Raw genomic sequence first — 25448 nt, 5'->3', positions numbered from 1 at the left:
TTAACAAATTTCTATAGAACAAGTTCATTGGCCTGCTTGCGTTGCATTACCAAGCCAACAATGTGTAGCTTAATTATTGGCTTGCCCAATGCGTTCGACTCTAGGGTAACCGTTCTACTTATTCGTTGAGGCTTAGGCTCAATACGAAATTCAACCCTAATCTCCGATTGCTTACCTGGTAATACTGGTGCTTTTGACCATGTCTTAATATTTGTTCCGCAGCAACCTGTAACATTTCTAATGAGCAAGGGTTTCTTACCCGAATTAGTTAAATTAATTAGTAAAACACCATGCTCACTGGATAAATCGTCGAGGTAAATCTCCCCCATATTAAGCGTATCGGCTGAAACTGTTATTAAATCGCCTTTACCATTTTTAACGGAATAAACGCTAACTTCCTGTGCTCTAAGAGCAAAGGAAAACAGAACCAAAGTGGTAAATACAAATGCTGTTCTCATATGCATCAATTTTAGTAAACATATCGAACTTTATGCCAAAAATAGTAAAACTTTATTCTATTCAACACAAATATTGATAGGGCTAATGCTAACTTTGCAAAGCTTAACTTAAAAATCCATAAAAATGGGAATTGATCTGAAAAGTTTCAATGGGTTTATTTTCGATATGGATGGCGTTATTGTTGATAACTACCTATACCATATTGATGCCTGGGGAGAATTTTGTAAACGACATGGATTGAACTTTGAAGTTGAAGACTTTACAAGGAAATACTTTGGAAAGAATAACACCGATATTTTGCAAGCCTTATTTGGGAAAAACCTAACTGGCACTGAAATAGATATGCTTGGCGAAGAGAAAGAGGCCATTTACAGGGAATTATACCAGCCCTACATCAAACCCTTGGACGGACTTGTAGATTTTATGAGGGAATTAAGAATACAAGGGGGAAAAATTGCTATTGCCAGTTCTGCTCCACAAAGCAACATCAACTTTGTTGTTGAGAAAACATGTATAAAGGAATATATTGATGTTTCAGTAAATGGCAACATGGTTAGGCTTGGTAAGCCCAATCCTGATATATTCCTTAAAGCCGCAGAACTTTTGCATATTCAACCTGAAAAATGTCTTGTATTTGAGGATTCATTTTCCGGAATTCAAGCTGCAATAAATGCCGGTATGCAAGTTGTAGCGTTAGCTACTACACATAAAAAGGAGGAGCACGATCCTACTATAACTATAATTAGCAACTTCAAAGAATTACTCTAGGGATATTGACTTTTACTGGTTGTATTCATATATTGCAAGAAAAAACTATGAGGTTTCTTGCATTTATTGCAATTCTACTAGCATATAGCACAATAACAGCGCAGGAAAAGGAGATTGATCTCTACTCCCTCTCATTAGAAGATTTGATAAATATTGAAGTGTCAATTTCCACCAAAACTAAAGTTGGGCTTAGGGAAACCCCGGGTATTGTAACAATCATTACTAAAGAGGAAATTAAAAGAAGTGGAGCCAGAGATATAATCGAGCTGTTTCATCTTTTTGTACCTGGATTTGATTTTGGTGTTGATGTTGAGGGTGTAGTAGGAATGGGAATTCGAGGAATTTGGGCGCATGAAGGCAAATACCTTTTCATGGTAAATGGCTTTACCATGAACGACGGAATGTTTGCATGTGTTCCATTTGGAAATCACTTTGCGCTCGATAATGTTGAAAAAATCGAAATTATTCGTGGCCCAGGATCTGCCATTTATGGTGGATTTGCCGGACTTGGGGTTGTAAACATAATCACCCGCGATACTTATGAGTATGGAGGCAAAGTGACCTACACCGCCACCCATACCGGAAAACAGTTTAGTCATAACCAGCTCAGCGTTGGCCATACCATTCATGACAACGATTTGTTGATGAATATTTCAGCCACCTATGGTGCAGGCTCCCGAAGCGATAGAGCCTACACTGATTACTACCGGAATAGCAGAGATCTACTAAAAGCAAGCGACACCTATACAAAGCAACTAGCATTAAAACTTGACTACAAAGGCTTCACAATTCAAACTTTTTTAGATGATTACCTTTACTACCAAATAGATTTGTGGGATGAACTATATAGGGGCACACCAGTTCATGAGAGTTTTAAAAGCAACTTTGTTGATTTATCGTATAAATTTCAGAGGGCAAATTTTAACGTAATACCTCATATTACCTACGAATGGCAAAAGCCATGGCAAGTAAACATTCCAGAAATAAACTACAGCAATAATAAGGTATTCCAAAGTCTTACACCAGGCATTAGCGCTTACTACAACAAAAAGGCCTTACAGGTTGTTAGTGGCGTTGAACTTAAAACTGACAGGCTAAGGCTGCCTAGCATGGTTGATACTCTTTATGAAGAAACCTTCAAGAATGGAAAAGACTTGCTATCATACACCAATTTTTCGGCATACAGCCAGTTGCTTTGGAACTCAAAATATGTAAACCTAAATATTGGGGCTCGATACGATTACTCAAGTGAATTTGGCGATGCTTTAACTCCACGAATTGGATTAACAAAATTGTTTAAGCGATATCACTTTAAGCTGATGGGGAGTAAATCGTTTAGAACGCCTGGTGGAATATTGCCCAACCGTATTCCAAACGATTACCCCAAATTATATCCCGAGTCAGGTATTACCTTTGAGTTTGAGAATGGTTTCCTAATTTCAAATAATTCGATGTTAACCCTAAACCTTTTTGACATCACCTTTGAGGATATTATCATATATGGAAAAGATGCTCAATCGGGAGTAGGATACTACAAAAATCAGGGTAAAATTGGAACAAGAGGAGTGGAAATGGGTTTTAAAATGAATACGAGCAAGGTATTGAGCACCATAAATCTTGCTTACTATTCCAGGAAAAACTCTGATTCCGACAGCCTATTCATGGTACCCGATAAAACAAATCAGTATTTAGCGCTTTCACCATTAAGGATTAATGGGTTAATAAGCTACAAGATTTCAAACAGAACATCCTTTTCAGTAACAGCATCGTACTTTGGGGAGAGGTATTCATACAACTATATGGCTAATAATAACGATATACTTGTTAAGCAAAAGACAAATCTACAGGTAGGGATGAATATGATAGTTTCCGATTTCCCATTTAAAAATTTTGAAACCCAACTAATTGCCACAAATCTGTTGGGTTCAGATTTTTACTATTTACAACCCTACAAAGGGGCCCATGGGCCACTGCCGGGCCTAGACAGGAGTTTTGGATTTAGAGTGATTTATGAATACTAAGAAAGCGACTCACTGAGTCGCTTCCAGGTTAATAATATTTACTTTCAAATTATTTTTCACCTTCAGGTTTAACCTCTTCATCGGTTTGGTTTAGAACCTCTAAAAGCCCTTTGCTTTGGAGCAGGTTATACCAACCAATAATCTTTTTAATGTCACTTGTGTAAACCCTGTCCCTGTCAAACTCAGGTAAAACCTTTTCAAAGTAGCTTCGAATTTCCTTATCGGCCGATTTGTTATTAATGGCTGGGCCTCCGTTTTCAAGCACTTCAATCTTTTTCAGTACATCTTTTAAGGGGATTTCCTCGGTTTGGGTGAATACAGCAATGTCAGCAATTGCACTAACCCTAGCCGATGCGGGGATAAGGGTACGTTTGCCGTCGGTAAGCGATTCAACAATTACCCCTTGGCGACCCTGAGAAATGAACCTGAATAACCCTGAATATCCAGATATTGCTAGTAGTTCTTTAAGTTTTACTTCCATACTAAAACGAGTTGTTTGTTTGTTAATGCGAAGTTAATTAAAAATTTGGTAATCTAACTTTTTTTCAAGCTACCATAGTAATACTTTGCCCAAACCAAGTAGAATGTAGCAATAATATTTACCAGATAGTTTAACCATAAAGGCCACTGATACTTACCTACAACCATATCGTTGTAGGCAATATATACAAAAGTAAAAAGCACTCCCAATGCCCACATCAGGAGAAAAAGCCAGTTAAAACTTTGGACATCATGTGTACGCCACGTTTGAACCACTTGAGGTAATACGCCTATACTCAGTATGATATTACCAAACCAGCCCACCGCTTCAATAAAATCAACTGTATTCACTGTAGTGTAGATTTAGTTAAACCCTCGTTCTTTTTTAATCTTCTCGTAAGCCTCATTAACCATCTTAAATTTTTGCTCGGCAGCCTGCCTGATATCTTCGCCTAGGTGTTGTACTTTATCGGGATGATACTTTATGGCCATTTGCCTGTATGCCTTTTTGATTTCCTCGTTGGTAGCATCGGGCGAAACCTCAAGTATTTTGAAATACTTATCGGTATCGGGTATAAACATTGCCTTAATGGAACTGAAATCGGCATCGGAAATATCGAGAAAGCCAGCAATTTCAATAATTACTTTTAGCTCCTCAGAGCTAACAACACCATCGGCCTGCGCTATTCCAAAAAGGAAATGCAACAGCTGTAAGCGTGAATGGTAGTCGACATTCTCCTTAATCTGTAAACAGACATCGCGAAGCGGAACAGCCTGCTTAAGAATATCGCGAAGCAGAAGAATTGCCTCACGAGCAGCCGCTGGTCCAAAATTGGTATAGAAGTAACTCTTAACATACTCCAGTTCCGATTTAAGCACCTTGCCATCGGCTTTCATAACTGCCGAGACCAACACAAGTAGGCTTACAATAAAACCATTACGGCTAGTTTCGCCAGTATAAATTTTAGTGGTTTCCATACTATCGAATATGGAACCAATAGCAAAACCCAGAATGGCACCAATTGGCCCAAAAAGTGCCCATCCTAGCCCACCGGTTATCCACTTACCGTACTTACCCATTTTTAATTGACGTTAAAATTTGAACAATGCCTAATACCTGTGGTAAAACGAGTTGATTTGAGCTGTTATCAACTATGAAATCGGCTAGTTTTTTCTTTTGCTCCTCGGGCATTTGTTTTGCCATTCGCGCTCTGACTTCCAATTCTGAAACTCCATCGCGCTCAACAACGCGTTTAATTCTGAGTTCCTCAGGTGCTGTTACAAGTATAGTTTTGTGAAGTTCACGGAAAATTCCGGTTTCAAATAGTATAGCCGATTCCTTAAAGACTAACCCACTTTTAGCGTTTTGCAAGCACCATTGCTCAAAACTACGTGCTACGGCCGGATGAATAATACTGTTGAGTTCTTTCAGCAAGGTGTCGTTGGCAAACACTAGCTCGGCAACCTTCTTGCGGTTTAGCTTGCCGTTGGGGTAAATGTTGTTACCAAAAAGCCCTTTGACCTTTTCCATAACTTCGGGATCGGTATCAGTAATGGATTTAGCCACTAAATCGGAATAAAATACAGGATAACCCAAAACCTCAAGGATTTTACAAACCAGAGTTTTACCACTTCCAATACCACCGGTAACACCGACCCTAAGCAACATTACTGTTTCTTTTTTACTATAACAAAATCGACCTTACGGGGATCTATCTGAATATTTCCAATAAAATCAGGGTACCTAACAAGCTTCACAATGGCTTTGCCAGATGATTCCATTACAAGGTCATTGTAATCGCAAATGATTGAAAAATGATCGGGTTTTAAAGCAAAATACTTGCTAACTGCCACGTTACAGGTAACGGAAACAGTTTTTGGCGAGAGCATAACCTCATATCCATAAGGGGTATTGATGCAAGAGATTGGCACATTAACCCGCGCCTCGGTAAATTTCTCCACAGGAATTGAAATACTTACCTCTGAAGGCTTAAAACTTAAGCCCTTTATCGGTTTAATTGGGATGGTTGTATTGATATTATCGTAGATATCCTCGAGGGTCAGGGGTTGTGTATAAACACAGCTAAGTGTATCGATGATTGAGGCGGGCCCAGTAACCCTTACTACCTTAGGAACAACAGTATAGCTGCCAGCCTGCATATGCTGTTTGGAGTACGTAATATTCAAATCGGGTTTAACGGGAACTCTTTTTTGAACAACATCGCTCAGGTGGAAGTAAAGTGTATCAGGGCTGACTTCAAGTAAAGTAAAATCGGTCCCTAGCTGCGAGGTAAAGTTATCCAGTTGTCCTGAAAGAACAACATAGCAATTCCCTTTCACAAAGTCAGCACCTTGAGCAGATACTGATAGTGGCTTGTAATATTTAAAAAGCTTATACCTTAACAAATTATACCCCAAAGCCTTTACTCTAAGGGTTACCGTTAGGCTATCGGATGTTAAAGCCACCTTAGTTTCTGGCAACTCGGATAAATTTACTTTATAGGTAATGGTTGATACGTACTCATACCTTAACTTAATAAGTAACCAAAGGATTATGGATATAACCAGAAAGAAAAGAAACATGTATACACGCTTGTTCAAGCGGATTTTATCGGGCTGGAAAAATTGATTGTATTTTTTTATGGATTGTTGATTCACAGGGAATAATTCAATTGATTTTGGAAACCAAAAGTAAATTATCTTGGTAAAAAAACCTAAGGTTGTACTAAAATTATTAGGGTTTATCGAGTTGAAATAAAAAAGGATTCAAAGCTTCTTACTAAGCTTTGAATCCCTCGTAAAGAGAATATTTATCGGGTTTGTATATCGGTCACATCACGAATAATGGTACTCTTGGCAACCTTTACTTCAACATTATTGGAAATTTCAACCAAAACATACTCATCTTTAACCTCGGTAACCTTACCGTAAACACCGCCGGCAATAATCACCTTATCACCTTTCTTAAGCGACTCCTGAAACTTACGGAGTTCCTTTTGGCGCTTCATTTGAGGCCTAATCATAAAAAAATAAAAAACAACAATGATGAGACCAAACATCAAGAAGGTCATCAACGGGTTAGCACCCTGCTGGGTTGCTTGAAGTGTAATAAAACTTGTAATCATAACTTTATCAACTTTAATTAATTAACAATTTCAGGTTTATAAACATACAAAGTTAGTAAAATGTTTTGAAAATTAGGGTACTACATTTGCCTTGAGGGTTACTGACTTTTCACGAATAACCCCATTGGTTCTAAGAGTAACCGATTTATACTGGGAACCAAACCAGCCTTTACTATCAAAAACCACCTCAACGGATGCCTCCTCGCCGGGTTTAAGAATTCTGCTGGTAACATCAACCTTTGTGCATCCGCACGATGGGATTATATCCTTAACTACTAGAGGCGCATTACCAGTATTTCTGAAGCGGAACGAGTGCCTAACAATTTCACCGCTGTGTATTGTTCCTACATCAAAAAAATCCTCAACATAGGTGAGCTCAGCTAGTTGGGTTGAGTCAGTCTCCTGAGTTGAACCCTGATTGTTATTACTACCACACGATATTGCAAATAAAGCGGTAAAACCAAAAAGCAAGCTAGTTATCCTCATCTTCAAATGAATTAATATTTTCGGGTGAAAGACTTTCGTCGTTTTCGCCAATCAAGCCCCTACCCTGCTTCTGGATTTGTCCATTCTCCTTCAGGTGAGCGATTACCTTATCGAGCACACCATTTACAAACGAGTTGCTTTGCTCTGTACTATAGAACTTGGCTATATCAATATACTCATTCATGCTAACCTTTACAGGGATGGTAGGGAATTCAAGAATTTCAGTGATAGCCATTTCCATAATTGCAATATCCATTGCGGCTATTCGGTCAAGCTCCCAGTTAACAGTGAATTTATCAATAAGTTCCAGGTTTTCCTTATGCCTTAAAACCGTTTTGCGAAGCAAACGTTTAGCAAACTCCTCGTCGTCGGCATTGCTAAATAGCGACATCACTGGAACCGATGCTGTATTTTCATCAATCTTCTTAATTGTTTTGGAAGCCATGCTGGAAACAAACTCGAGGTCATCGTTCCAGTATATGCTTTGCTCCTCAAGGAATGCCTCAAAATCGTCATTAGCATTTAATATCTTGCTGAGTAGATTAACCAGAACTGCTTTATCGTCAGCAAAAGAGTTATGCTCAGCATTCATGTAATCGGAAAAGAAATCCGATGCCACAAAGTGGTTGAAAAGCGATTTGGTTACCTCAGGAAAATGTTTCCAATTCAAGCGATTATCGTTTGCTTTGGCTTGTAGCTCTTTGCAGGCAGCCAATGCAGCAACTGCTCTGTTCTGAACAAACCGCAGGTTGGGGTTCAACTCTTCAGGCGACGGGCGGAACTTTTGCTTACCCAGCTCAATTTTTGCCTGGGCATGCTCAACCATATTCTCTGGCAAAAGCAGTAAAAGCAAGTAAAGATGGTACGATTTTTCAATGCTATGAAACAGCTCGCGCTCTAATGCGCTAAGAGAGTCACCTTCGTTACGGAAGAAGGCAAAAAGAACCTGTAAGGCCTTGATTCTAATTAAACGACGGTTAATCATTAGTAAGAACGATTTTTTTCACTCCTGCAAAGATAGAAAGATTAATCCAGTGCAGTGGAATAAATAAGGTTAATATTTCAAAACAAAACCTTTTGGGTGTTTTTTAATATTTTTTTTAAGTCAATGAACCATGATATGAAGATTTTTTTAATTTTGAGCAGTGTAAAAGTGAAACCCTAACCTAAAAATACTAAGAGCAATGATTGAGGAATTTGATAACACTAACGATTTAGACAAGAACACGAGAGAAGAGGTTTTTTCTCAGGTAGTGAAGGCCGGAAAAAGAACATATTTCTTTGATGTTAAGGCAACACGCGGCAATGAGTTTTACCTTACCATTACGGAAAGTAAAAAACGTATGGGTAAGGATGGCAAGATGTACTACGAAAAACATAAAATCTTCCTATACAAGGAGGATTTTGAAAAGTTTATCGAAAGCCTGAATAGTGTTTTTGACTACATTAAAGCTAATCAGGAAATTGTTCCACGTACTGAGCATACCGATGAAATGGAACTTTCTGAGGTTGAATCCGATTACTCATCAGTTGACTTTGACGACTTAGGTAAATAGTTTTTTATAACGATTTTCGAACAGTACAGCCATTCAGTAATGAATGGCTTTTTTACTTAAAATCGATCTAAATAACAGAAAACTCTTACATTTGTAAAATTTTAGTAATTCCAAAACTTTTTTGAAACATTGAGGTTTTACTGTTACTGATTTTAAACTAGATGCTACTATCGGAGTTACAGAACGGGGAATACGGCATTATTGCAAAAGTAAAGGGACGCGGGGCGTTTAGGAAGCGTATTACCGAAATGGGTTTTGTGAAAGGGAAAAAAGTAACTGTTGTTAAAAACGCTCCCTTAAAGGATCCTATTGAATACTCAATTATGGGTTATGAGGTATCGCTCCGTCGGAGCGAGGCTTCGCTAATAGAGGTTATTACACCCAGTGAGGCTAAGCAAATTTTAAACTATCATCCTGATAACCATCAGCTTGTTACCCACACCGAACCTGAAATTATTGACACTGGGGTAAAGGAACTTAGCAAAACTATCAATATTGCGTTGGTTGGAAATCCCAATGCTGGGAAGACCAGTATCTTTAATCACCTTGCAGGAGCAAGGGAGCATGTTGGAAATTACAGCGGGGTCACAGTCGATTCAAAAAACGCAAAGTTTAAGTATAAGGGATATACAATTAACATTACCGATTTACCGGGTACCTACTCCCTTACAGCCTATACACCCGAGGAGGTATTTGTACGGCGATTTATCCATGAGCAAAACCCTGACATTGTCATAAATGTTATTGACTCATCAAACCTTGAGCGAAACCTATACCTAACCACCCAGCTTATTGATATGGATATCAGGGTGATTGTTGCCCTGAATATGTATGATGAACTACTTGAAAAGGGCGACAGGTTCGATTACACCATGATGGGCAAACTACTTGGTATTCCATTTGTACCTACTGTGGGTAGCAAAGGTAAGGGGCTCGACAGGCTTTTAGATACAACTATAAATGTTTATGCAGAAAAGGATAAAGTTACCCGCCATATCCATGTTAACTATGGTGAAGAAATTGAAAAATCGATACTATCCATTCAAAATGAGATTAAGAAAAATACAGCTATTACCATCAACTATTCCAGCCGATACCTTGCCATTAAGCTGTTGGAAAAAGACAAGGTAGCAGATAAAATACTGCGCAATGAACCAAACTACCAGGAAATCAGGAACCAAACCGACCGTGAGGTAAGCAGGCTCGAAAACCTTTTCCACGAGGATACTGAAACCCTAATAACCGATGCCAAATATGGCTTTATAGCAGGTGCACTAAAGGAAACATTCAAGGAGAGCAGCCACAAGAAGCGTCTGGTTACAGAACAAATCGACGCAATACTTACCCACCGTTTACTGGGATTCCCCATATTTATTTTCCTGATATGGCTCACGTTTTACACCACATTCACCCTGGGGCAATACCCCATGGAGTGGATAGAACTGGGAGTGGAATGGATTAGTAATACCATTAGTACATACATGGCCAGTGGCCCTTTAAAAGACCTTTTGGTAAACGGGATTATAAGCGGTGTAGGAAGTGTAATTGTTTTTCTACCCAATATCTTGATCCTTTTCCTATTCATATCGCTACTTGAGGATACTGGGTATATGGCACGTGCTGCATTTATCATGGATAAGCTAATGCACAAAATTGGGCTCCATGGTAAATCGTTCATACCCCTTGTAATGGGTTTTGGATGCAATGTTCCAGCCATAATGGCCTCGCGAACCATTGAAAACCGCAATAACCGATTAGTAACCATGCTCATTACGCCTTTCATGAGCTGTAGCGCCAGATTGCCGGTTTACATACTAATTCTGGGTGCATTTTTCCCGGAAAACGCAGGAAACCTTCTGTTTGCTATATACTTTACGGGTATACTGCTTGCCATTGGAACAGCCCTAGCATTCAAGAAAACCATTTTCAAAGCGGAGGATTTGCCCTTTGTAATGGAACTTCCACCCTACCGTATGCCAACTTTACGATCGACCCTATTGCACATGTGGCACAAGGGGTCGCAATACCTAAAAAAGATGGGGGGAGTAATACTGGTAGCCGTAATCTTTGTATGGGCATTGGGCTATTACCCTCGCAAAGTGAACTACACAAGGGATTATTTTGCCGAAATTGAAACTATTACGCAAAAGATTTCGGAAGAAAAGCTCTCCCAACCCTCTATGGATAGCCTAAACCATGCAATACATCAGCTTGAGCTGGAAATGGAGGCCGAAAGGCAAGCCAATTCGTATCTTGGACGGATAGGCAAATTTATTGAACCAGCCATTCGCCCTCTCGGGTTCGATTGGAAAATGGGTGTAAGTCTTCTTTCAGGAGTTGCTGCCAAAGAGATTGTAGTTAGTACGCTGGGCGTACTTTACCAAACCGATCCCGATTCCGACAGCGGAGGACTTGCTCAAAAACTCCGAAACGAAACCCACCAATCAGGGAAATTAAGCGGACAGGTGGTTTTTACAAAAGTTACTGCACTCGCATTCCTTATCTTTATTCTAGTTTACTTCCCCTGCGTGGCTGTAATCTCTGCTATCAAGAACGAGTCGGGTTCGTGGAAGTGGGCTCTCTTTACAATAGTTTTTACTACCACGCTGGCGTGGGTTTTAGCATTTCTGGTTTACCAAATTGGTAATTTAATAAATGGTGTTTGATATGGTTCAGGAAATAGCAGTATTAATAATAGTATTAGGAGCAGTGGGATATACTGCATACAATGTGTATCAAATTTTCAACCCAAAACGTATAAATTCGGGCAAATGTGCCGGATGTTCATCGGCTTCATGCACAATAAGCAATTTGAATCAACCCTCAAAAAAATGAACTTTTTGCTCCTTTGTATGTTTTTAGTTATATGAGGTGAAATGTATGATGAAAAGGGTTACCCAAAAAATAGTATCAATTACTATAGCAACTATAGTGCTACTATCCACTAGTGGGTTTAACCTTTTCATACATCATTGCCAATGCGAGGGTGAAATTCACCTGTCCATTTTTAATGAAGCTGGATGCAACCACACACACGCCAAAACACATGCACACTGCTGCAATGTTCATTTTGATGAAACACTGAAATTTGACGAAAAGCAATCGTGTGGATGCTGGAACGAGGTGTTAAAGGTTAAAACCGATAGCTACTCAAACATTCAGAAGGTTGAAACCGGTAATCTTTTTTCAAAGTACATAGCAGTAAACCAACACAAAGGGCTAAATACATCAATTCAAAAGTTAATCCCAACTTACAAAACCAATTGGGATAAAGCCCCACCCTGCAGTACGGGGAAAAAAATCTGCATTGAAAATCATCAGCTAAAAATAGCCCATACAATTTAATCGTTACAGAGAGTTTTTTCTCTCTGCAGCTCTTAATTGCGCTCATTTTTTGCTTGTAGCGCTCATATTTGATTTCAACAACAATTTAAGAATTTCTATTATGAAACGCATATTAACATTACTGTTACTATGGTTTTCAGCTCAACATATTATTAAAGCACAGAGTAAAGATTTTGTGTACGGTTATGTTTACGAGCTGAACGAGAAAGGCGACAGTATTCCGCTCCAAGGAGCCGCCGTAATTTGGCTGAACAGCCAAGTTGGTACAACCACCGATGAAAGTGGTTACTTTTCTTTAAATAAGGTGCAAGGCAACCAGATAGCTATAAGTTTCGTTGGTTTTAAAACCGATACCATTAGTATTGAGAATGTAGGTTTTCCGTTACGCCATGTCCTGAAATCAACTATAAATATCGATGCCGTAACGGTTAAAGCTGACAGGGCAAATACCTTTATACAGCAGCTAAATCCAATACAAACTGTTGTACTTACATCGGGAGAACTTACACGCGCTGCATGCTGCAACCTATCGGAAAGCTTTGAAACGAATGCTTCAGTTGATGTGTCTTATAGCGATGCCATTACCGGGGCAAAGCAAATTCAGCTGCTGGGGTTAGCAGGAATATACACCCAGATGCAGTATGAAAATATACCCACAATGCGAGGGTTGGCATCAACCTTTGGTTTAAGTTATGTTCCGGGGCCATGGATGGAATCAATACAAGTATCAAAGGGAACTGCATCGGTCAGCAACGGGTACGAAAGCATAACCGGACAAATCAATATTGAGTACAAGAAACCCTGGGCAGAGGAAAAGTCGTACCTGAACCTTTACACCAACTCACTTGGCATGGCTGAACTAAATGCTAACTATGCATTTGATGTTACCCCCACCGTATCGTCAATGGTGCTGGTGCATGGAAGTATGCTAAGCAACCGGGTTGATCACAATCACGACCAATTCCTTGACCACCCACTTACCCAGCAGTACCACCTGTTTAACCGATGGAAGTACCAGGGGAAGAAGTGGGAATCGCAAGTTGGGGTGAAGTTTATGAATGAGGACAGGCTAGCCGGACAGGTTAAGTTTTATACCAATACTCAACCCCTGATTGGTAACCCCTACGGGGTAAAGTACTCAACCCAATTACTTGAGGCCTTTAACAAAACCGGATACATTTCCCAAAGACCAAACACAAGTATTGGGCTTATCAATGCCGTATCGCTCCACAGCCAGGATGCAACCATAGGTGTTAGAATGCACAACGCCAAACAGCTTAGCTACTACGGCAACCTGGTTGCAATAACCTATATTGGCAATACAAACCACAACATTAAAGGAGGCGTAACCCTCAGGTACGATAGGTACGATGAAACTTTCAATAACACCCCTTACGATCGCACCGAGTGGGTCAAAGGTATTTACGGCGAATACACCTATAAACATCTGGAAATTCTTACACTAATGGCTGGCATAAGGGTTGACCAAAATAGTAGGTTTGGCACTCTTGTGACACCTCGTTTCCACGGGATGGTAAAACCAGTTTCGACCTTAACCATTAGGTTCAGCGCAGGTAAAGGATACAGATCGCCAAATTTCATTGCTGAGAACTCAAACCTTTTGGTGAGTTCACGGAACCTGGTAGTAGAGGAAAATCCAAGAATTGAAGAAGCCTGGAATGCCGGGATTAGCATGAATCAGAAATTCAAATTTTTGGATCAAAACTATAGTTTAACCGCCGATTATTACTATGTATGGTTTGAAAATCAGTTTATTGCCGATATCGACAGGGATAACAGTGCGGTTTACTTCTACAATCTGAAAGGGAAATCGTACTCAAATACCCTACAGATAGAACTCTCGGGAGAGCCAATTAGAAACCTACAGTTTACCTTGGCATATAGAATAAACGATGTGAAACAAACCATTAACGATACGTTAAAGCAAAAGCCACTTGTAAGCCGCAACAAAGGCTTGTTTACTGCTGGTTACAAAACCCCATCGCGTAAGTGGCAGTTCGACTATACCATTCAGTATAACGGTAGCGGAAGACTCCCCAAAGGATATGGTCTAAACCTTGAAACGGACTATAAGCCTTTCATTACCATGAATGTACAAGTAACCAAACTGTTTCGTAAGTTTGATTTCTACATAGGCGTTGAGAACCTTACAGGGTTCACCCAGAAAGACCCTATTGTATCGTGGGAAAATCCGTGGAGTTCAACATTTGACGCCTCGCAAATTTGGGGCCCCTTAACAGGTCAAAAATTTTATGCCGGATTTAGAATGTCCATCTGGAAATAATGTAAACCTTAAATTAAACCACTATGATGACAATAAAGCTTAAAGTGAAAAACATGAAATGTATGGGTTGTGTTAACACCATACTGGGAAACCTACCTACGGTAAACGGGATTACCAACGTGAAAGCCGATCTGGTTTCACAAACCGTAACCTTTGAATATGAAACGCAAACAAGCCTTGAGCAGGCCTTAATAAAACTAAAAGAGTTGGGATATCCTGCTGAGAAACAATAAGTAACCACAAATACTACTATACCATGAGAAAGATTATTACACTAACATTAATACTGCTAGGATTTGCTGTATTAACGTCGCAAGCGCAAAAGGTTGAAATTAAATCTGTCACCTTTGAGGTTAACATGCACTGCCAGTCGTGCAAGGCAAAAATTGAACGCGATATTGTTTTTGAGAAAGGGGTTAAGGAGGTTGAAGCCACCCTTGACAAGAAGTTGGTAACCATTAAGTACGATGCCACAAAAACCGACCCCGAAAAAATTGCCAAAGCAATTGAGAAACTTGGCTACACCGCAAAGGTAGTGGAAACCAAGCAAAAAGGTTAATCCCTTTTTTGTTGAAAAATTTTAAACGGAAACCAAACAACGGTTTCCGTTTTTTTCTACATTTGCACATACAAAACTAGGGGTGCCTGAGTAAGGCTGAGATAATACCCTTACAACCTGAACAGGATAATACCTGCGTAGGGAAGTTTTGAGGTTCGCTCATTACAGCTTTTACCCAAGTAGCATCTCCTAGTTTATAATGTTTAACTAAAACTTATAAGCTATGGAGTTTCAAATTTCAAGTGGAATTGTTGATTCTTACTTCCACAAATTCAAAAAAATCCTAAATGTAGATGTTGCCATTGTAGGAGGAGGGCCCTCCGGATTACTTGCTGCCTATTACCTGGCAAAGGCTAAGCAAAACGTGGTGCTATTTGAGAGGAAACTAGCACCTGGGGGTGGAATGTGGGGTGGAGCTATGATGTTCAATGATATTGTTGTCCAGCACGATGCACTTCCAATTGTAAAGGAGCTAGGAATTGACTATAAAAACTACTCCGATAATTTGTACATTATTGACTCCTTACAAGCAACATCGGCACTCATTTACCATGCATCGAAAGCAGGTGCTACCTTAATGAACTGCATATCCGTTGAAGATGTAGTAATTCAGGATGAACGGGTACGCGGCGTTGTAATCAACTGGGCACCAGTGCATCGGGAAAAACTTCATGTTGATCCAATTATTGTTATTTCAAAGGCCGTGCTCGATGCTACCGGCCATGATTGCGAAGTTGCAAGAATTTTAGAGCGTAAAAATGGCATTAAACTTAACACCCCTACAGGCAGCGTAATTGGTGAACGTAGTATGAGCGTTTACGAAGCTGAAAAAACAACCACAGAAAACACAAAGGAGATATTTCCAGGTCTATTTGTTTCGGGTATGGCAGCCAATGGAGTAAGTGGTAGTTTTAGAATGGGGCCAATTTTTGGCGGAATGTTGCTTTCAGGCAAAAAGATCTCCGAAATAATCACCAATTCAGTTCTTGAACATGCCTAACTCGCAAGTACCACAAAAGGGTTTGGGGCTATATGTTATCATAACACGCCCTACCCTTTCATATGCACGCATTGCAGAGCAGTGCGTAAAACTTGGCATCAGGATGCTTCAACTGAGGGAAAAGGAGTTGGACGATAGGAAATTGCTCAGTATTGCCCGTGAACTTCGCAGTATTACACGAGGGACTAATACAAAACTTGTGATAAACGACCGCCCCGATATTGCAGCCCTTTGCGATGCGGATTATTTACACTTGGGGCAGGATGACATTCCTATAGAACAAGCCCGAAAGATAGTGGGAAACATGAAAATTGGCTTATCTACCCACTCCATTGAGCAAGCCAAAGAGGCCCTAAAGAAAAGGCCTGACTACATTGGGTTTGGTCCCATCTATCCAACAAATGCCAAAGCAAAACCTGATGCCCCAGTAGGTACTGCTCAACTGAAACAAGTTGTAGATTTTTCTCCCGTTCCTGTTATTGCCATTGGTGGTATTTTCCCTGAGAACATCGATCCTGTTTTGCAAACCGGCGTTGGTAGTATTGCCATGGTCCGACACCTAATGCAAACAGAATTCTTTTACGAGTGTGCAAAAATGATAATTGAAAAAATTAATGAGTATGACCACGCAACTACAATATGCCAATAGAGGTATTATTACCCCTGAAATGGAACAAGCTGCGCTACACGATGGAGTATCACCGAACTGGCTTTGCTCTCAAATAGCTGCAGGCAGATGTGTAATTCCAAAAAACAGAAATCGAAATATCAAGGCCAGAGCAATTGGCGATGGCTTGTCGACAAAAATCAACGCAAATATTGGGACATCGGGTAAACACTGTTCTTTAAAAGAGGAACTTGAAAAACTAAAAATTGCGACTAAATACGGAGCCGATTCCATAATGGATCTTTCAACTGGGGGGAACTTATATTTAAATCTCTCTGAAATTCTAAAGCACTCACAGGTAATGGTTGGAACCGTACCAATTTACACTGTGGTTGCCCGAAAAGGAGAACTTGGGCAAACCGATAATTTTGTTTTTGACCCCGATGAACTATTTGCTGAAATTGAAACCCAAGCAAAAATGGGTGTAGATTTTATGACCCTACACTGTGCAGTTACAACAAAATCCATTAGATATTTCGATGTTTTTGAACGCACTACAGGAATCGTAAGTCGTGGAGGTTCACTTGTTTACAGGTACATTAAAACAACGGGTAAAGAGAACCCTTTATACGAACACTACGATAAAATCCTTGAAGTATGCAAAAAATTTGATGTTACCATAAGCCTAGGCGATGGTCTTAGACCGGGCAGTGGAACCGATGCGAATGACCCTATGCAAATTGATGAACTTCTCATTCAAGGCGAGCTTGTGCAAAGAGCTAGGAATAAAGGTGTTCAGGTAATGGTTGAAGGACCGGGTCATATGCCGCTTACGCAAATTGAAATGAACATGAAGCTTATGAAACGCATTTGCGATGGGGCACCACTTTACGTTTTGGGTCCACTCACCACCGACGCAGCAGCTGGTTACGACCACATTGCAGGAGCTATAGGTGGGGCAATAGCAGCCAGCTGTGGAGCAAACTTTCTATGCTATGTAACCCCTGCTGAACACCTCTGCCTACCAAGCATCGATGATGTTAAGCAAGGTGTAATTGCAAGTCGCATTGCAGCACACTCAGCCGATGTGGCTAAAGGGCTACCACTAGCCGTACTAAACGACCTAAAACTCTCGCAGGCAAGGTTTAACCTGGACTGGGAGAAGATGTTCGACTACATGCTAGAACCCGAACTTGCTCGTAAAAGAAAAAATGAGTCTGAGAGCAATACCGATGATTACTGCACCATGTGTGGTGAGCTATGCGCTATGAAAACATTCAGAGAAACCCCTAACTAATTTGTTTAACACTAAGTTAGCCCAGATATTATCACTGGGCTAACTTCAAATACCCAATTCTAAAATGGTTAATATTTGTTGTATTGCAGCGCACGACTCCAGCAATGGAGCTGGTATTACAAGGGATTGTATAGTTGCTCACGATTTTGGGGTTTGGGCACACCCTGCCATAACAGCTATTACAACGCAATCATTTGAGCACGTGGAGCATATATGGCCTATTCCGGCAAACCAACTTAACAATCAACTTAAAAGTATTTCCCAAAACTTTACCCTTGCGGCCATCAAAGTCGGAATGCTCTATACTCCTGAAGCAGTAAATGTTGTAGCCGATTTCCTCAGCAATCAACGGGATGTGCCCATAATTGTTGACCCGGTAATAATCTCGAGCGGAGGTGAACCATTAATTACCGACCAAGCACTTAATTTAATAAGCGATAGAATATTCCCTTTAGCCTATTTAATTACACCAAACAAGTTTGAACTTGAGGCTCTTACAAACACAAAAATAACTAGCATCGATGATGCCTTTCAGGCAGCACAAAGGTTGACAAAAAAGTATAAGTGTAAGGTACTTTTAAAAGGTGGCCATTTTGAGGGAATTGTACTCAAAGATTATATTATTGGGGAAAACGAGAAAATCGAAATATCGCATGAACGCAGAAAATACGAATACAGTCATGGTAGCGGTTGTGTACTTTCAACTGCAATAACTTGCTGCTATGCACAAGGCTTTGACGATAATAAAGCCCTAAACCATGCAGTAAATTATACCCTAAAGTACTTTGATGGTATGAACATAGCAATGTTCAATGATAATCACTAAAAACTAACTCCAAAACTAAAGTAGAGCATTGTTCTTTGGGGTGCAGTTAAGTGACGTAGGTTAACTGAGCAACTCAGATTCTTTATTGGATAAAAGTGTAACCCTGCAAGTATAAAATGCGAGCCATTGAGGTTTAGCGGCGCTGAACGGTTAACGTAGTCATAACGGGCTAATATATCAACTTTTGATGTAACCGTATAGCTTAAAAAAGACGAAAAACCCCAATAATCGGAGTTCCGTGTAAAGCCATAGTTTTTTACACTATTATACTCAACGGCAAAACGGGAACGGTCACCCTTAAAGCCGGCGAAAACCGATAGGGCGCTCCTATTATAACCATTTGAAATGCTTTGGGGCGCAGGCGAAACATCGGTATAAACCTTAACAATTGCACCTTTAACAGGGTAATACTCCAAATTGAGTGAATATAGGAATTTTGAATCGCTGTCCTGTTGTTTGAAAGGGCCATCGCCATTGGTAACTGATAGTTGAGCCAGAAACTTGCTTTGGTACTTTAAATCGACCTGAGCCCCAAAATCGGCAGGGTTACCGTAACGATGAACCTCCTGAAAGGTGAAGTAGATATACCTGTAACCCCAAAACCTGTCCTGCGTGGTTAAGTACTGGGTATTTAGCAGTTGCCCAACACGCAAATCGATAAACGATATTGGCGAATACTTAATCTCCGCCATTTTAAGAAAAGCGGTGTATCGACTTCCCTCATTATAGAGAACATTCAATGGCTCCCCCAGGCTATCGGTCACAGAAATGTTATTTGTTGTTCGGGTTACATCGTAAACTAATGTGGCCTTGAACCTATCGTTAAGCGTAGCGGAGTATCCCAAAAGCGCCGTGGGCATTTCAAATGCGCTGCCAGGCTTATTACTACCAGTAAGTGTGCTGTAGAACGAAGTAAAAATATTTGCCCAGACCTTTTGCTTTAACTCGCTTTCAGTTGGCTTAACCTTTAATGAGTCCTGTGCAATAGACTTTACTGCAGTTAAAGCGCATAAAATGATTAAAAGAGATGTTCGCATACAATAATTTTTGACTGCGAAAGTAGGAATTTGCGGGATAATACTCAACTCGTAAAGGATTGTGTTGCTCAAAATGAGTAAATGGAGGCTGATTGAAAAAATTAAAACGAAATTTTAAAATAAATCAAACAGGTCTCAACAGTTTTTAATTCTTACTGATAATAATTACCATATAAACAATAGAGGTTTAAGGATTTATCCAAACCACAGAGTTTCCTGTTCCAAATTCATTTTGCTCCCATAGTTTATTCCCGGGATCAAGTATCCACTTGCCATCAACAATAAATTTATAAGTGTGTTTACCCGGTTTAAGATAAATCAATAGTTCCCAACCCTCTGATGTTTTTTTCATCTTATAGCCATCGCGGTTCCATCCATTAAAACTCCCGGATACAGATACTGATTGCGCATCAAAAAAACCAATTAGTTTGAATTTATAATTAGGATTTATAGCCAGGATAGAGTTAATATATTCGCCACTACCTATTGTATTTGGATTATCGGGATCAGTAATCCACTTGCCATCTACAATGAATTTGTACTCAAAGTTACCAGTTGCTAAATTATATGGTAAAATCCACCCCTCTTCAGTTTTTTTCATTAACAATTCCTTGTCGTTCCAAGCATTGAAATTTCCTGCCAAGTACACTCTGTCTGCGTTTAAATAACCTTTAAGTTTAAAAATAAACAAGTTTCCAATTCCAATAAATGAGTTAATGTTTCCTCTGCCATCGGGACGAATGTCTTTATTTGCTGGATCAAGTACCCAAATATTGTCAACAATGTACTTATAAGCATGTGTCCCTTCCCTTAGAAACATAGAAATCTCCCAACCATTTTCTGACTTTTTAAGCCTCAGCTCATTAGGATTCCAGTTATTGAAACTGCCAGCAAGCATTACTTTTTGTGCATTCGGAAAAGCATTCAGAGTAAATTTATGGTTATAGCAGTAAACAACGGAATTATAACTACCGTGTTCATTCTTCTCTCGCTGTTTATTATTAGGGTCGTGCATCCATCGCCCATCAACAATGTACTTATAAGTATACTTTCCGGGTTGAAGTTTAATGCTAACAACCCAACCATTTTCAATTTTTTGCATTGGGGTTTTAATGGTGCTCCAAGCATTGAATGAACCTGAAATGTAAACCCGCTTAGCATAGTCGTAATCGGGAAGGAAAAAGTGAGCTACGCCATTTTTGTAAGTAAATGCACTCTCGCCATCAAAGTAATTTACTCCGTAATTAGAAAAAATTACTCCCTCCTCGAAAGTGTACTTAATATTTGGTTCCAGTGTAATGTTATCCCTCGTTTGCTGAATGGCAGAACCCTCGTTAAGCGGCATGGAAAATTCAAAAACTGAAGCAGATATCTTATTTGACTTCCATGCAACTCCATTGACAGTAAATTCTTTTGTTCCCTTTTCAATATTTGTAATTACAGCGCTATCAATATCAAATAAATCGATAAATTCTTTCTTTTGGCTCTCCGTCCAGTTCAAGTTATAGGTGAAAACAAGCCTATCGCCTACAATTCGGCACGAGTTTTTTGGATTGGTTTGGCTCCAAGCACCTACCGATGCTAGTAGATATGCGCAAAGCAAAATCATTTTTAGTTTCATCCTCATTCCTCCTCAGCATTATAGTAACAAATACCCATCTGCTTTTTTCTTATATTGATGCTTACAATGCCCTTACTCAGAAAATCGTAACCAACAATTCCTCCAAATTTTTTATCGTAAACACTTTCCAACGACGAGAGGTTGGTAATAATAGCCTCCATCCCATAGTAACTTTTATTGCCTAACTTAAAATCGTTTATAATACCGAATAGCACATCGCGTCTAACGGTACTAGCCCCAATTAGACTTTTACGTCTAGTTATCGATATTGTGCTAAGTATGCTTCGTGGTAACGAATTGCTTATGGAACTTATTTCTGCTCCTGTATCGAAGCATAATTTAATAGGTTTACCAGCTATAAGACCAGTAAAAAATACGACGTTATTGGACTCCTCAATAGTTTCAACAATATCGGGTTTAAAAAAGTGTTCAACATTTTTATTCATTTTGTTTCCCTTCTTGTCAACCCTAAAAAGAGTAAGTTGGCTATTTTGTATATCGATAACAACCTCGAAGTTACGTAAATGGCTAAAGCCTATAAGTCCATATACCCTTATTCCTCGGCTATTTTCAATATGACTAAGATCAACCAAATCAGCTCTCTCGTTACGGTATATTAAATCACCAAAGCAAATACTATCGATGGTAATACTATGAGTTGATTCAATCGAGCCAGTAATTCCTTGTGAAATAGAATTAAACGTTTTAACATAATCGCGAAAATAGGTAGAGTTAAGCACTAAACCTGCCGAGCCAGTATCGAATACAAGGTTTCCAATTTTGTCGTCAATTTTTGCTTCAATAAGTAGCAACTTTCCAGCCCTAATTAATGGTATATGAATAACATCACTTTCAATAGTTTCAGTAATTGTAATTTGCTGAGAACAAAATTCCGGTTTATAGGTAAAAGTGGAGTTGTACCAAAAAGTGCCTGCTAGGCACAACGCAGTCATATAAATATCGAGTTGGAACAAACTCATTGAGCTTGAATTTTCATAAAAATAATTAAAAAATGCCTGTTTCCACTATGATTTTCAATCTGTCCTGGAATTTTAACAATTATAAAGAAACAAATATGTTACCAGAGTAGCACTTTAGACTATAAATACCACTATACTTTTACATTTTGCCCTAACAAGTAAACGGCCTAACCATACCTAATGTGTTATTCTTAAAAAAAATATTAATTGAAAAAACAATTGACGAATCGACTTACAAAATCCAATCATTCCGAAACTTCGGAATGAAAGATTTTGATAAGTCGTGATTACCTCGACAAATCAATTGAAAAAAGTTGTTAAGAAGTTTCTTGTGATTCTATTCGCTCCATCCCTCTTAAAATATTTCTGCCAACCCATTTTTATTAGCCAAGTGGAAATTCTTGATTCATGGTACTTTGGTTTTAAAAATTCACATATAGCAATTCAAGCGATTCTATTCCTTATTAAATTGAAATTGCAATACTATACATCATTATACCTTTGGTAACAGTTCCTCCCTTACCCACTTGTAGTTAGGCTCCATGCCTAGTATGGTTAGGTAGATTTTTTTAGCTAAATCTTTATTTCCGGCCTTTTGTGCGGCTAGTCCCATTTGGGTATATGTGTTTATATACCACCATTTCTGGGGCTTACTCTCCGGATTTTCTTTTTCAATTAGATCAATCGCTTTACGGTAAAGTTCAACCGCCTCGGTTGGGTTGCCTCCCACAATTGAGGGTGCGTAGTGCCGTGCATTCCCCTTTTCGATAAGCGCAAAGTAATTGGTGGGGTTTAACGCCAACGCCTCGTCGATTAGCGATGCGCTTTTAGGCCCAAGAAAAGGCGCTTTGTAGGGGCTTATTGAAATTCGATAAGCCAACAGGGCTGCCTGCATGGCTTTGGCAGTTGATTGGTAGGTAGGTATGCTGGCCAAAATATTGGCCTGCTTTTCAGCTTTATCAATAAGTTGCTTTGCTATGCTTGTTTGGTTTACACCCAGCAGGTATCCAATATAACCATACTGAGCATGTAAAAGTCGAAATCGATTTGATGCAGATGGATTTTTTGAAACTATAGCCTCAAGTTCACTTAACACCTTACCCCAATCGGCCATGTTACCGGAAATAAATGCGACATAGAGCCGGTGGTCGAAATCATCGGTACTACTTGCGACTAAAGGTTGCTGATTAAGCAACAAAATGGAAAAGATGGCAACTAAAAATAATCCTTTAGCCATAGAAATACTATTATATTTTTCTTCCCTTCCATACCAGAGTTCCCCGTTTACGATTTTTTTCCCAGCGTATCACCATTTGCAGGAATGAAATCTGTTGATATGGAAAAAGTATAACAGCTTTAAAAACATTTTGTTTGGAGAGGTCAGCAATAAACAGACGCGCCATTATGACCGAAAAAAAGTAAGTAAAAACTAACGGGAATGGCATAAAAAATAGCACCAGGAAAGGCCCTAATGTGGTAATGGCGGCAAAGCTGAACATTACATTCTTATTGCCGCCAAAAAACTCACAAACGTTTTTTGAGAAACCCTCAATGGCATCGCTACCGCTAGCATACATCCTACAGCGTATATCGCCTGGCGTGCCAAGTAGGGTGGAAATACGATACCTCAATCGTTTCATCTCTCTGGCAATTAGAATATCCTCTACCGGATTGCTTCTATATATTTCATGGAAACGATGTTTACGGTAGGTTTCTGCCTTAAACATCATCATTTGTCCGTTGGCTGCCGAAAGTGACCGACGACGGCTCCACAAAACGAGCTTTAAGGGCAATAACGACAGTAAAATCCACTGCATTACAGGAACAGTGATGGCCTCACCAAATGAGCCTAGCACCTGGTATGGGAAAAACGATAGTAGATGAAGTTTCTTATGCTGCATGTAAGCCAAGGCTTGCCCCACAAAACTTTTCTCCACCCTAACATCGGCATCAAGGAATAAAAGGTAATTGCCATTTGCTTGTAAGGCAAGCTGATGACAGGCATGGTTTTTACCTAACCATCCATCGGGCAATGCATTACCGTTTATAAGTCGAAAGCGATTATCAACCCTAACAAATTCCTCAACAACCTGTTCGGTAGCATCGGTTGAGGAATCGTTATAAACAATTACCTCTATACTTCCGTAGGTTTGCTGCTGTAAATCGGTAAGCAGACTCCAGATATTGGATTCCTCATTGCGTGCAGGAATAAGCACTGAAACGGTTTCGGACGATATTATCGGATAGTTCTGCAAGTAGGGTTGAGTAAAGTAGTTGAAAAGCGTAACCAAAAACCGAATAATTGCAAAAATTACAATAGGAAGCACTAGGTAAAACAGTATCATTGTCTGTGTATTTTGTCCTGTTTGTGAATGCTCTGTTTTAGGAAAAGATTATAGGTAAGCTGGAATTGGGTTAAACTAAAATCCTGTAGCCGCTCATACTCTTGCAGGTGTATGGTTATCGATGGTTTTGGGTAGGCGTAGTAGTCAATAAGATTGGCGCACATCAGCAGCCTGAAGGTGTCCGATTGCTCCACTATACGTTCAATACCCTTTTGGAACTCAAGTGCCATGTGATGCTGGCTATACAGTTTGCCTTGAGGATAAAAAACTAATAGGTTATTGGGTTGTTTTATAACCTCAGTGGCAAACCTTAAGCTCTCAAGCATTCCTTTTGATGTGGGAGCAATGGAAAAAGCCCCCAGCTTTGCAAAAAAACGATGCCTGCTAAGCTCACTTTCAAGCATCATCAGGTAAAACTTTTTGTGTAGCAGCATGGTATTAAGCTTCCATGCAAAAAAACCATCCCACCAGCTAAAATGGTTTGGTACAAGTAAAATTGGGCGATTATCAGGAACAAAATCGCCCTCAATTCGGATTTCCCTGAAATTACGTCTCAGAATATAGTTAAAGTAAGCATTGAAGAATCTCTCATACAATGCGTTATGTGCCGGTTTAATCACTTCGATACCAA

General features: G+C 39.6%; 28 protein-coding genes and 1 riboswitch. Of the genes, 13 read left to right on the top strand and 15 right to left on the bottom strand.

What is annotated here, in order from left to right:
* Positions 1 to 11 precede the first annotated feature (11 nt).
* Positions 12 to 458, bottom strand: a complete 447-nt coding sequence (locus tag AB6811_RS01320) for a DUF1573 domain-containing protein (protein WP_369488397.1) — start codon at positions 456 to 458, stop codon at positions 12 to 14.
* A gap of 124 nt (positions 459 to 582) precedes the next feature.
* Between AB6811_RS01320 and AB6811_RS01315 the strand changes: the two genes are divergently transcribed.
* Positions 583 to 1227, top strand: coding sequence for an HAD family hydrolase (locus AB6811_RS01315; protein WP_369488396.1), 645 nt, complete (start codon positions 583 to 585; stop codon positions 1225 to 1227).
* Between the two features lie 47 nt (positions 1228 to 1274).
* A complete protein-coding gene (locus AB6811_RS01310) occupies positions 1275 to 3248 on the top strand; it encodes a TonB-dependent receptor plug domain-containing protein (RefSeq protein WP_369488395.1) in 1974 nt (657 codons plus the stop codon).
* A 49-nt stretch (positions 3249 to 3297) separates the two neighbouring features.
* On the opposite strand, the gene AB6811_RS01305 is transcribed toward AB6811_RS01310, so the two are convergent.
* The 8 genes from AB6811_RS01305 to nusB all read right to left on the bottom strand — a co-directional run bounded on the left by AB6811_RS01305 (position 3298) and on the right by nusB (position 8324).
* Positions 3298 to 3729, bottom strand: a complete 432-nt coding sequence (locus AB6811_RS01305) for a DUF5606 family protein (RefSeq protein WP_369488394.1) — start codon at positions 3727 to 3729, stop codon at positions 3298 to 3300.
* A 53-nt stretch (positions 3730 to 3782) separates the two neighbouring features.
* Positions 3783 to 4079, bottom strand: a complete 297-nt coding sequence (locus tag AB6811_RS01300) for a PQ-loop domain-containing transporter (protein WP_369488393.1) — start codon at positions 4077 to 4079, stop codon at positions 3783 to 3785.
* 12 nt (positions 4080 to 4091) lie between these two features.
* A complete protein-coding gene (locus AB6811_RS01295; RefSeq protein WP_369488392.1) occupies positions 4092 to 4808 on the bottom strand; it encodes a TerB family tellurite resistance protein in 717 nt (238 codons plus the stop codon).
* Complete coding sequence (gene coaE / locus AB6811_RS01290) at positions 4801 to 5397, bottom strand: dephospho-CoA kinase (protein ID WP_369488391.1); 597 nt, start codon at positions 5395 to 5397, stop codon at positions 4801 to 4803. The genes AB6811_RS01295 and coaE overlap by 8 nt, the downstream gene beginning before the upstream one ends.
* Positions 5397 to 6329, bottom strand: a complete 933-nt coding sequence (locus AB6811_RS01285; RefSeq protein WP_369488390.1) for a CdaR family protein — start codon at positions 6327 to 6329, stop codon at positions 5397 to 5399. The genes coaE and AB6811_RS01285 overlap by 1 nt, the downstream gene beginning before the upstream one ends.
* Positions 6330 to 6538: 209 nt before the next feature.
* Positions 6539 to 6853 (bottom strand): preprotein translocase subunit YajC, encoded by a 315-nt coding sequence (yajC, locus tag AB6811_RS01280; protein ID WP_439655704.1) that lies wholly within the window; start codon positions 6851 to 6853, stop codon positions 6539 to 6541.
* A 72-nt stretch (positions 6854 to 6925) separates the two neighbouring features.
* Positions 6926 to 7339 carry a DUF1573 domain-containing protein gene (locus AB6811_RS01275; protein WP_369488389.1) on the bottom strand — a complete coding sequence of 138 codons (414 nt, stop codon included), beginning with the start codon at positions 7337 to 7339 and terminating at the stop codon, positions 6926 to 6928.
* Positions 7326 to 8324 carry a transcription antitermination factor NusB gene (gene nusB, locus AB6811_RS01270; protein ID WP_369488388.1) on the bottom strand — a complete coding sequence of 333 codons (999 nt, stop codon included), beginning with the start codon at positions 8322 to 8324 and terminating at the stop codon, positions 7326 to 7328. Before nusB ends, AB6811_RS01275 begins: the two co-directional genes overlap by 14 nt.
* Positions 8325 to 8523: 199 nt before the next feature.
* Here nusB and AB6811_RS01265 point away from each other — a divergent pair, with 199 nt between their 5' ends.
* The 11 genes from AB6811_RS01265 (at position 8524) to thiD (ending at position 18834) form a co-directional block, all read left to right on the top strand.
* Positions 8524 to 8895, top strand: a complete 372-nt coding sequence (locus AB6811_RS01265; protein WP_369488387.1) for a DUF3276 family protein — start codon at positions 8524 to 8526, stop codon at positions 8893 to 8895.
* A 161-nt stretch (positions 8896 to 9056) separates the two neighbouring features.
* Complete coding sequence (feoB, locus tag AB6811_RS01260; RefSeq protein ID WP_369488386.1) at positions 9057 to 11561, top strand: ferrous iron transport protein B; 2505 nt, start codon at positions 9057 to 9059, stop codon at positions 11559 to 11561.
* The gene (locus AB6811_RS01255; RefSeq protein WP_369488385.1) at positions 11551 to 11730 is read left to right on the top strand and encodes a FeoB-associated Cys-rich membrane protein; all 180 of its coding nucleotides are present in this window, start codon (positions 11551 to 11553) and stop codon (positions 11728 to 11730) included. The genes feoB and AB6811_RS01255 overlap by 11 nt, the downstream gene beginning before the upstream one ends.
* 45 nt (positions 11731 to 11775) lie before the next feature.
* Positions 11776 to 12240, top strand: coding sequence for a hypothetical protein (locus AB6811_RS01250; RefSeq protein ID WP_369488384.1), 465 nt, complete (start codon positions 11776 to 11778; stop codon positions 12238 to 12240).
* Between the two features lie 100 nt (positions 12241 to 12340).
* The gene (locus AB6811_RS01245) at positions 12341 to 14545 is read left to right on the top strand and encodes a TonB-dependent receptor (protein WP_369488383.1); all 2205 of its coding nucleotides are present in this window, start codon (positions 12341 to 12343) and stop codon (positions 14543 to 14545) included.
* Positions 14546 to 14568: 23 nt separating this feature from the next.
* Entirely contained in the window at positions 14569 to 14778 is a 210-nt protein-coding gene (locus AB6811_RS01240; protein WP_369488382.1) for a heavy-metal-associated domain-containing protein, read from the top strand.
* A gap of 23 nt (positions 14779 to 14801) precedes the next feature.
* Positions 14802 to 15104 carry a heavy-metal-associated domain-containing protein gene (locus tag AB6811_RS01235; RefSeq protein WP_369488381.1) on the top strand — a complete coding sequence of 101 codons (303 nt, stop codon included), beginning with the start codon at positions 14802 to 14804 and terminating at the stop codon, positions 15102 to 15104.
* Between the two features lie 68 nt (positions 15105 to 15172).
* Positions 15173 to 15265: riboswitch (TPP riboswitch) on the top strand.
* Positions 15266 to 15327: 62 nt separating this feature from the next.
* Positions 15328 to 16104, top strand: coding sequence for a sulfide-dependent adenosine diphosphate thiazole synthase (locus AB6811_RS01230; RefSeq protein WP_369488380.1), 777 nt, complete (start codon positions 15328 to 15330; stop codon positions 16102 to 16104).
* Positions 16097 to 16753 carry a thiamine phosphate synthase gene (gene thiE, locus AB6811_RS01225; RefSeq protein WP_369488379.1) on the top strand — a complete coding sequence of 219 codons (657 nt, stop codon included), beginning with the start codon at positions 16097 to 16099 and terminating at the stop codon, positions 16751 to 16753. The genes AB6811_RS01230 and thiE overlap by 8 nt, the downstream gene beginning before the upstream one ends.
* The gene (gene thiC, locus AB6811_RS01220; RefSeq protein WP_369488378.1) at positions 16725 to 18008 is read left to right on the top strand and encodes a phosphomethylpyrimidine synthase ThiC; all 1284 of its coding nucleotides are present in this window, start codon (positions 16725 to 16727) and stop codon (positions 18006 to 18008) included. The genes thiE and thiC overlap by 29 nt, the downstream gene beginning before the upstream one ends.
* A gap of 64 nt (positions 18009 to 18072) precedes the next feature.
* A complete protein-coding gene (thiD, locus tag AB6811_RS01215; RefSeq protein WP_369488377.1) occupies positions 18073 to 18834 on the top strand; it encodes a bifunctional hydroxymethylpyrimidine kinase/phosphomethylpyrimidine kinase in 762 nt (253 codons plus the stop codon).
* Here the strand turns inward: thiD and AB6811_RS01210 are convergent.
* The 6 genes from AB6811_RS01210 to AB6811_RS01185 all read right to left on the bottom strand — a co-directional run bounded on the left by AB6811_RS01210 (position 18831) and on the right by AB6811_RS01185 (position 25437).
* On the bottom strand, positions 18831 to 19871 hold the full coding sequence (locus AB6811_RS01210; RefSeq protein ID WP_369488376.1) for a hypothetical protein: 1041 nt from the start codon (positions 19869 to 19871) through the stop codon (positions 18831 to 18833). The genes thiD and AB6811_RS01210 overlap by 4 nt on opposite strands.
* Before the next feature lie 187 nt (positions 19872 to 20058).
* Positions 20059 to 21498 carry a glycogen-binding domain-containing protein gene (locus AB6811_RS01205; protein WP_369488375.1) on the bottom strand — a complete coding sequence of 480 codons (1440 nt, stop codon included), beginning with the start codon at positions 21496 to 21498 and terminating at the stop codon, positions 20059 to 20061.
* Complete coding sequence (locus AB6811_RS01200; protein WP_369488374.1) at positions 21495 to 22472, bottom strand: pepsin/retropepsin-like aspartic protease family protein; 978 nt, start codon at positions 22470 to 22472, stop codon at positions 21495 to 21497. The genes AB6811_RS01205 and AB6811_RS01200 overlap by 4 nt, the downstream gene beginning before the upstream one ends.
* A 493-nt stretch (positions 22473 to 22965) precedes the next feature.
* On the bottom strand, positions 22966 to 23709 hold the full coding sequence (locus tag AB6811_RS01195; protein WP_369488373.1) for a tetratricopeptide repeat protein: 744 nt from the start codon (positions 23707 to 23709) through the stop codon (positions 22966 to 22968).
* Between the two features lie 10 nt (positions 23710 to 23719).
* Positions 23720 to 24817 (bottom strand): glycosyltransferase family 2 protein, encoded by a 1098-nt coding sequence (locus AB6811_RS01190; protein WP_369488372.1) that lies wholly within the window; start codon positions 24815 to 24817, stop codon positions 23720 to 23722.
* The gene (locus AB6811_RS01185) at positions 24814 to 25437 is read right to left on the bottom strand and encodes a lysophospholipid acyltransferase family protein (RefSeq protein ID WP_369488371.1); all 624 of its coding nucleotides are present in this window, start codon (positions 25435 to 25437) and stop codon (positions 24814 to 24816) included. The genes AB6811_RS01190 and AB6811_RS01185 overlap by 4 nt, the downstream gene beginning before the upstream one ends.
* Between the last annotated feature and the right edge of the window lie 11 nt (positions 25438 to 25448).

Source organism: Tenuifilum sp. 4138str (assembly GCF_041102575.1).
GTDB lineage: Bacteria > Bacteroidota > Bacteroidia > Bacteroidales > Tenuifilaceae > Tenuifilum > Tenuifilum osseticum.
The sequence above is the reverse complement of the archived record's forward strand: the minus strand, read 5'-3'. Positions and strand labels throughout refer to the sequence as shown.

Coding starts and splice junctions, on each gene's coding strand:
- yajC (WP_439655704.1), bottom strand. CDS start 6,853: ATGATTACAAGTTTTATTACACTTCAAGCAACCCAGCAGGGTGCTAAC.
- thiC (WP_369488378.1), top strand. CDS start 16,725: ATGACCACGCAACTACAATATGCCAATAGAGGTATTATTACCCCTGAA.
- AB6811_RS01235 (WP_369488381.1), top strand. CDS start 14,802: ATGAGAAAGATTATTACACTAACATTAATACTGCTAGGATTTGCTGTA.
- AB6811_RS01200 (WP_369488374.1), bottom strand. CDS start 22,472: ATGAGTTTGTTCCAACTCGATATTTATATGACTGCGTTGTGCCTAGCA.
- AB6811_RS01310 (WP_369488395.1), top strand. CDS start 1,275: ATGAGGTTTCTTGCATTTATTGCAATTCTACTAGCATATAGCACAATA.
- AB6811_RS01305 (WP_369488394.1), bottom strand. CDS start 3,729: ATGGAAGTAAAACTTAAAGAACTACTAGCAATATCTGGATATTCAGGG.
- AB6811_RS01210 (WP_369488376.1), bottom strand. CDS start 19,871: ATGCGAACATCTCTTTTAATCATTTTATGCGCTTTAACTGCAGTAAAG.
- AB6811_RS01275 (WP_369488389.1), bottom strand. CDS start 7,339: ATGAGGATAACTAGCTTGCTTTTTGGTTTTACCGCTTTATTTGCAATA.
- AB6811_RS01240 (WP_369488382.1), top strand. CDS start 14,569: ATGATGACAATAAAGCTTAAAGTGAAAAACATGAAATGTATGGGTTGT.
- nusB (WP_369488388.1), bottom strand. CDS start 8,324: ATGATTAACCGTCGTTTAATTAGAATCAAGGCCTTACAGGTTCTTTTT.
- AB6811_RS01245 (WP_369488383.1), top strand. CDS start 12,341: ATGAAACGCATATTAACATTACTGTTACTATGGTTTTCAGCTCAACAT.
- coaE (WP_369488391.1), bottom strand. CDS start 5,397: ATGTTGCTTAGGGTCGGTGTTACCGGTGGTATTGGAAGTGGTAAAACT.
- AB6811_RS01250 (WP_369488384.1), top strand. CDS start 11,776: ATGATGAAAAGGGTTACCCAAAAAATAGTATCAATTACTATAGCAACT.
- AB6811_RS01320 (WP_369488397.1), bottom strand. CDS start 458: ATGAGAACAGCATTTGTATTTACCACTTTGGTTCTGTTTTCCTTTGCT.
- AB6811_RS01195 (WP_369488373.1), bottom strand. CDS start 23,709: ATGGCTAAAGGATTATTTTTAGTTGCCATCTTTTCCATTTTGTTGCTT.
- thiE (WP_369488379.1), top strand. CDS start 16,097: ATGCCTAACTCGCAAGTACCACAAAAGGGTTTGGGGCTATATGTTATC.
- AB6811_RS01230 (WP_369488380.1), top strand. CDS start 15,328: ATGGAGTTTCAAATTTCAAGTGGAATTGTTGATTCTTACTTCCACAAA.
- AB6811_RS01315 (WP_369488396.1), top strand. CDS start 583: ATGGGAATTGATCTGAAAAGTTTCAATGGGTTTATTTTCGATATGGAT.
- feoB (WP_369488386.1), top strand. CDS start 9,057: ATGCTACTATCGGAGTTACAGAACGGGGAATACGGCATTATTGCAAAA.
- thiD (WP_369488377.1), top strand. CDS start 18,073: ATGGTTAATATTTGTTGTATTGCAGCGCACGACTCCAGCAATGGAGCT.
- AB6811_RS01190 (WP_369488372.1), bottom strand. CDS start 24,817: ATGATACTGTTTTACCTAGTGCTTCCTATTGTAATTTTTGCAATTATT.
- AB6811_RS01265 (WP_369488387.1), top strand. CDS start 8,524: ATGATTGAGGAATTTGATAACACTAACGATTTAGACAAGAACACGAGA.
- AB6811_RS01295 (WP_369488392.1), bottom strand. CDS start 4,808: ATGGGTAAGTACGGTAAGTGGATAACCGGTGGGCTAGGATGGGCACTT.
- AB6811_RS01255 (WP_369488385.1), top strand. CDS start 11,551: ATGGTGTTTGATATGGTTCAGGAAATAGCAGTATTAATAATAGTATTA.
- AB6811_RS01205 (WP_369488375.1), bottom strand. CDS start 21,498: ATGAGGATGAAACTAAAAATGATTTTGCTTTGCGCATATCTACTAGCA.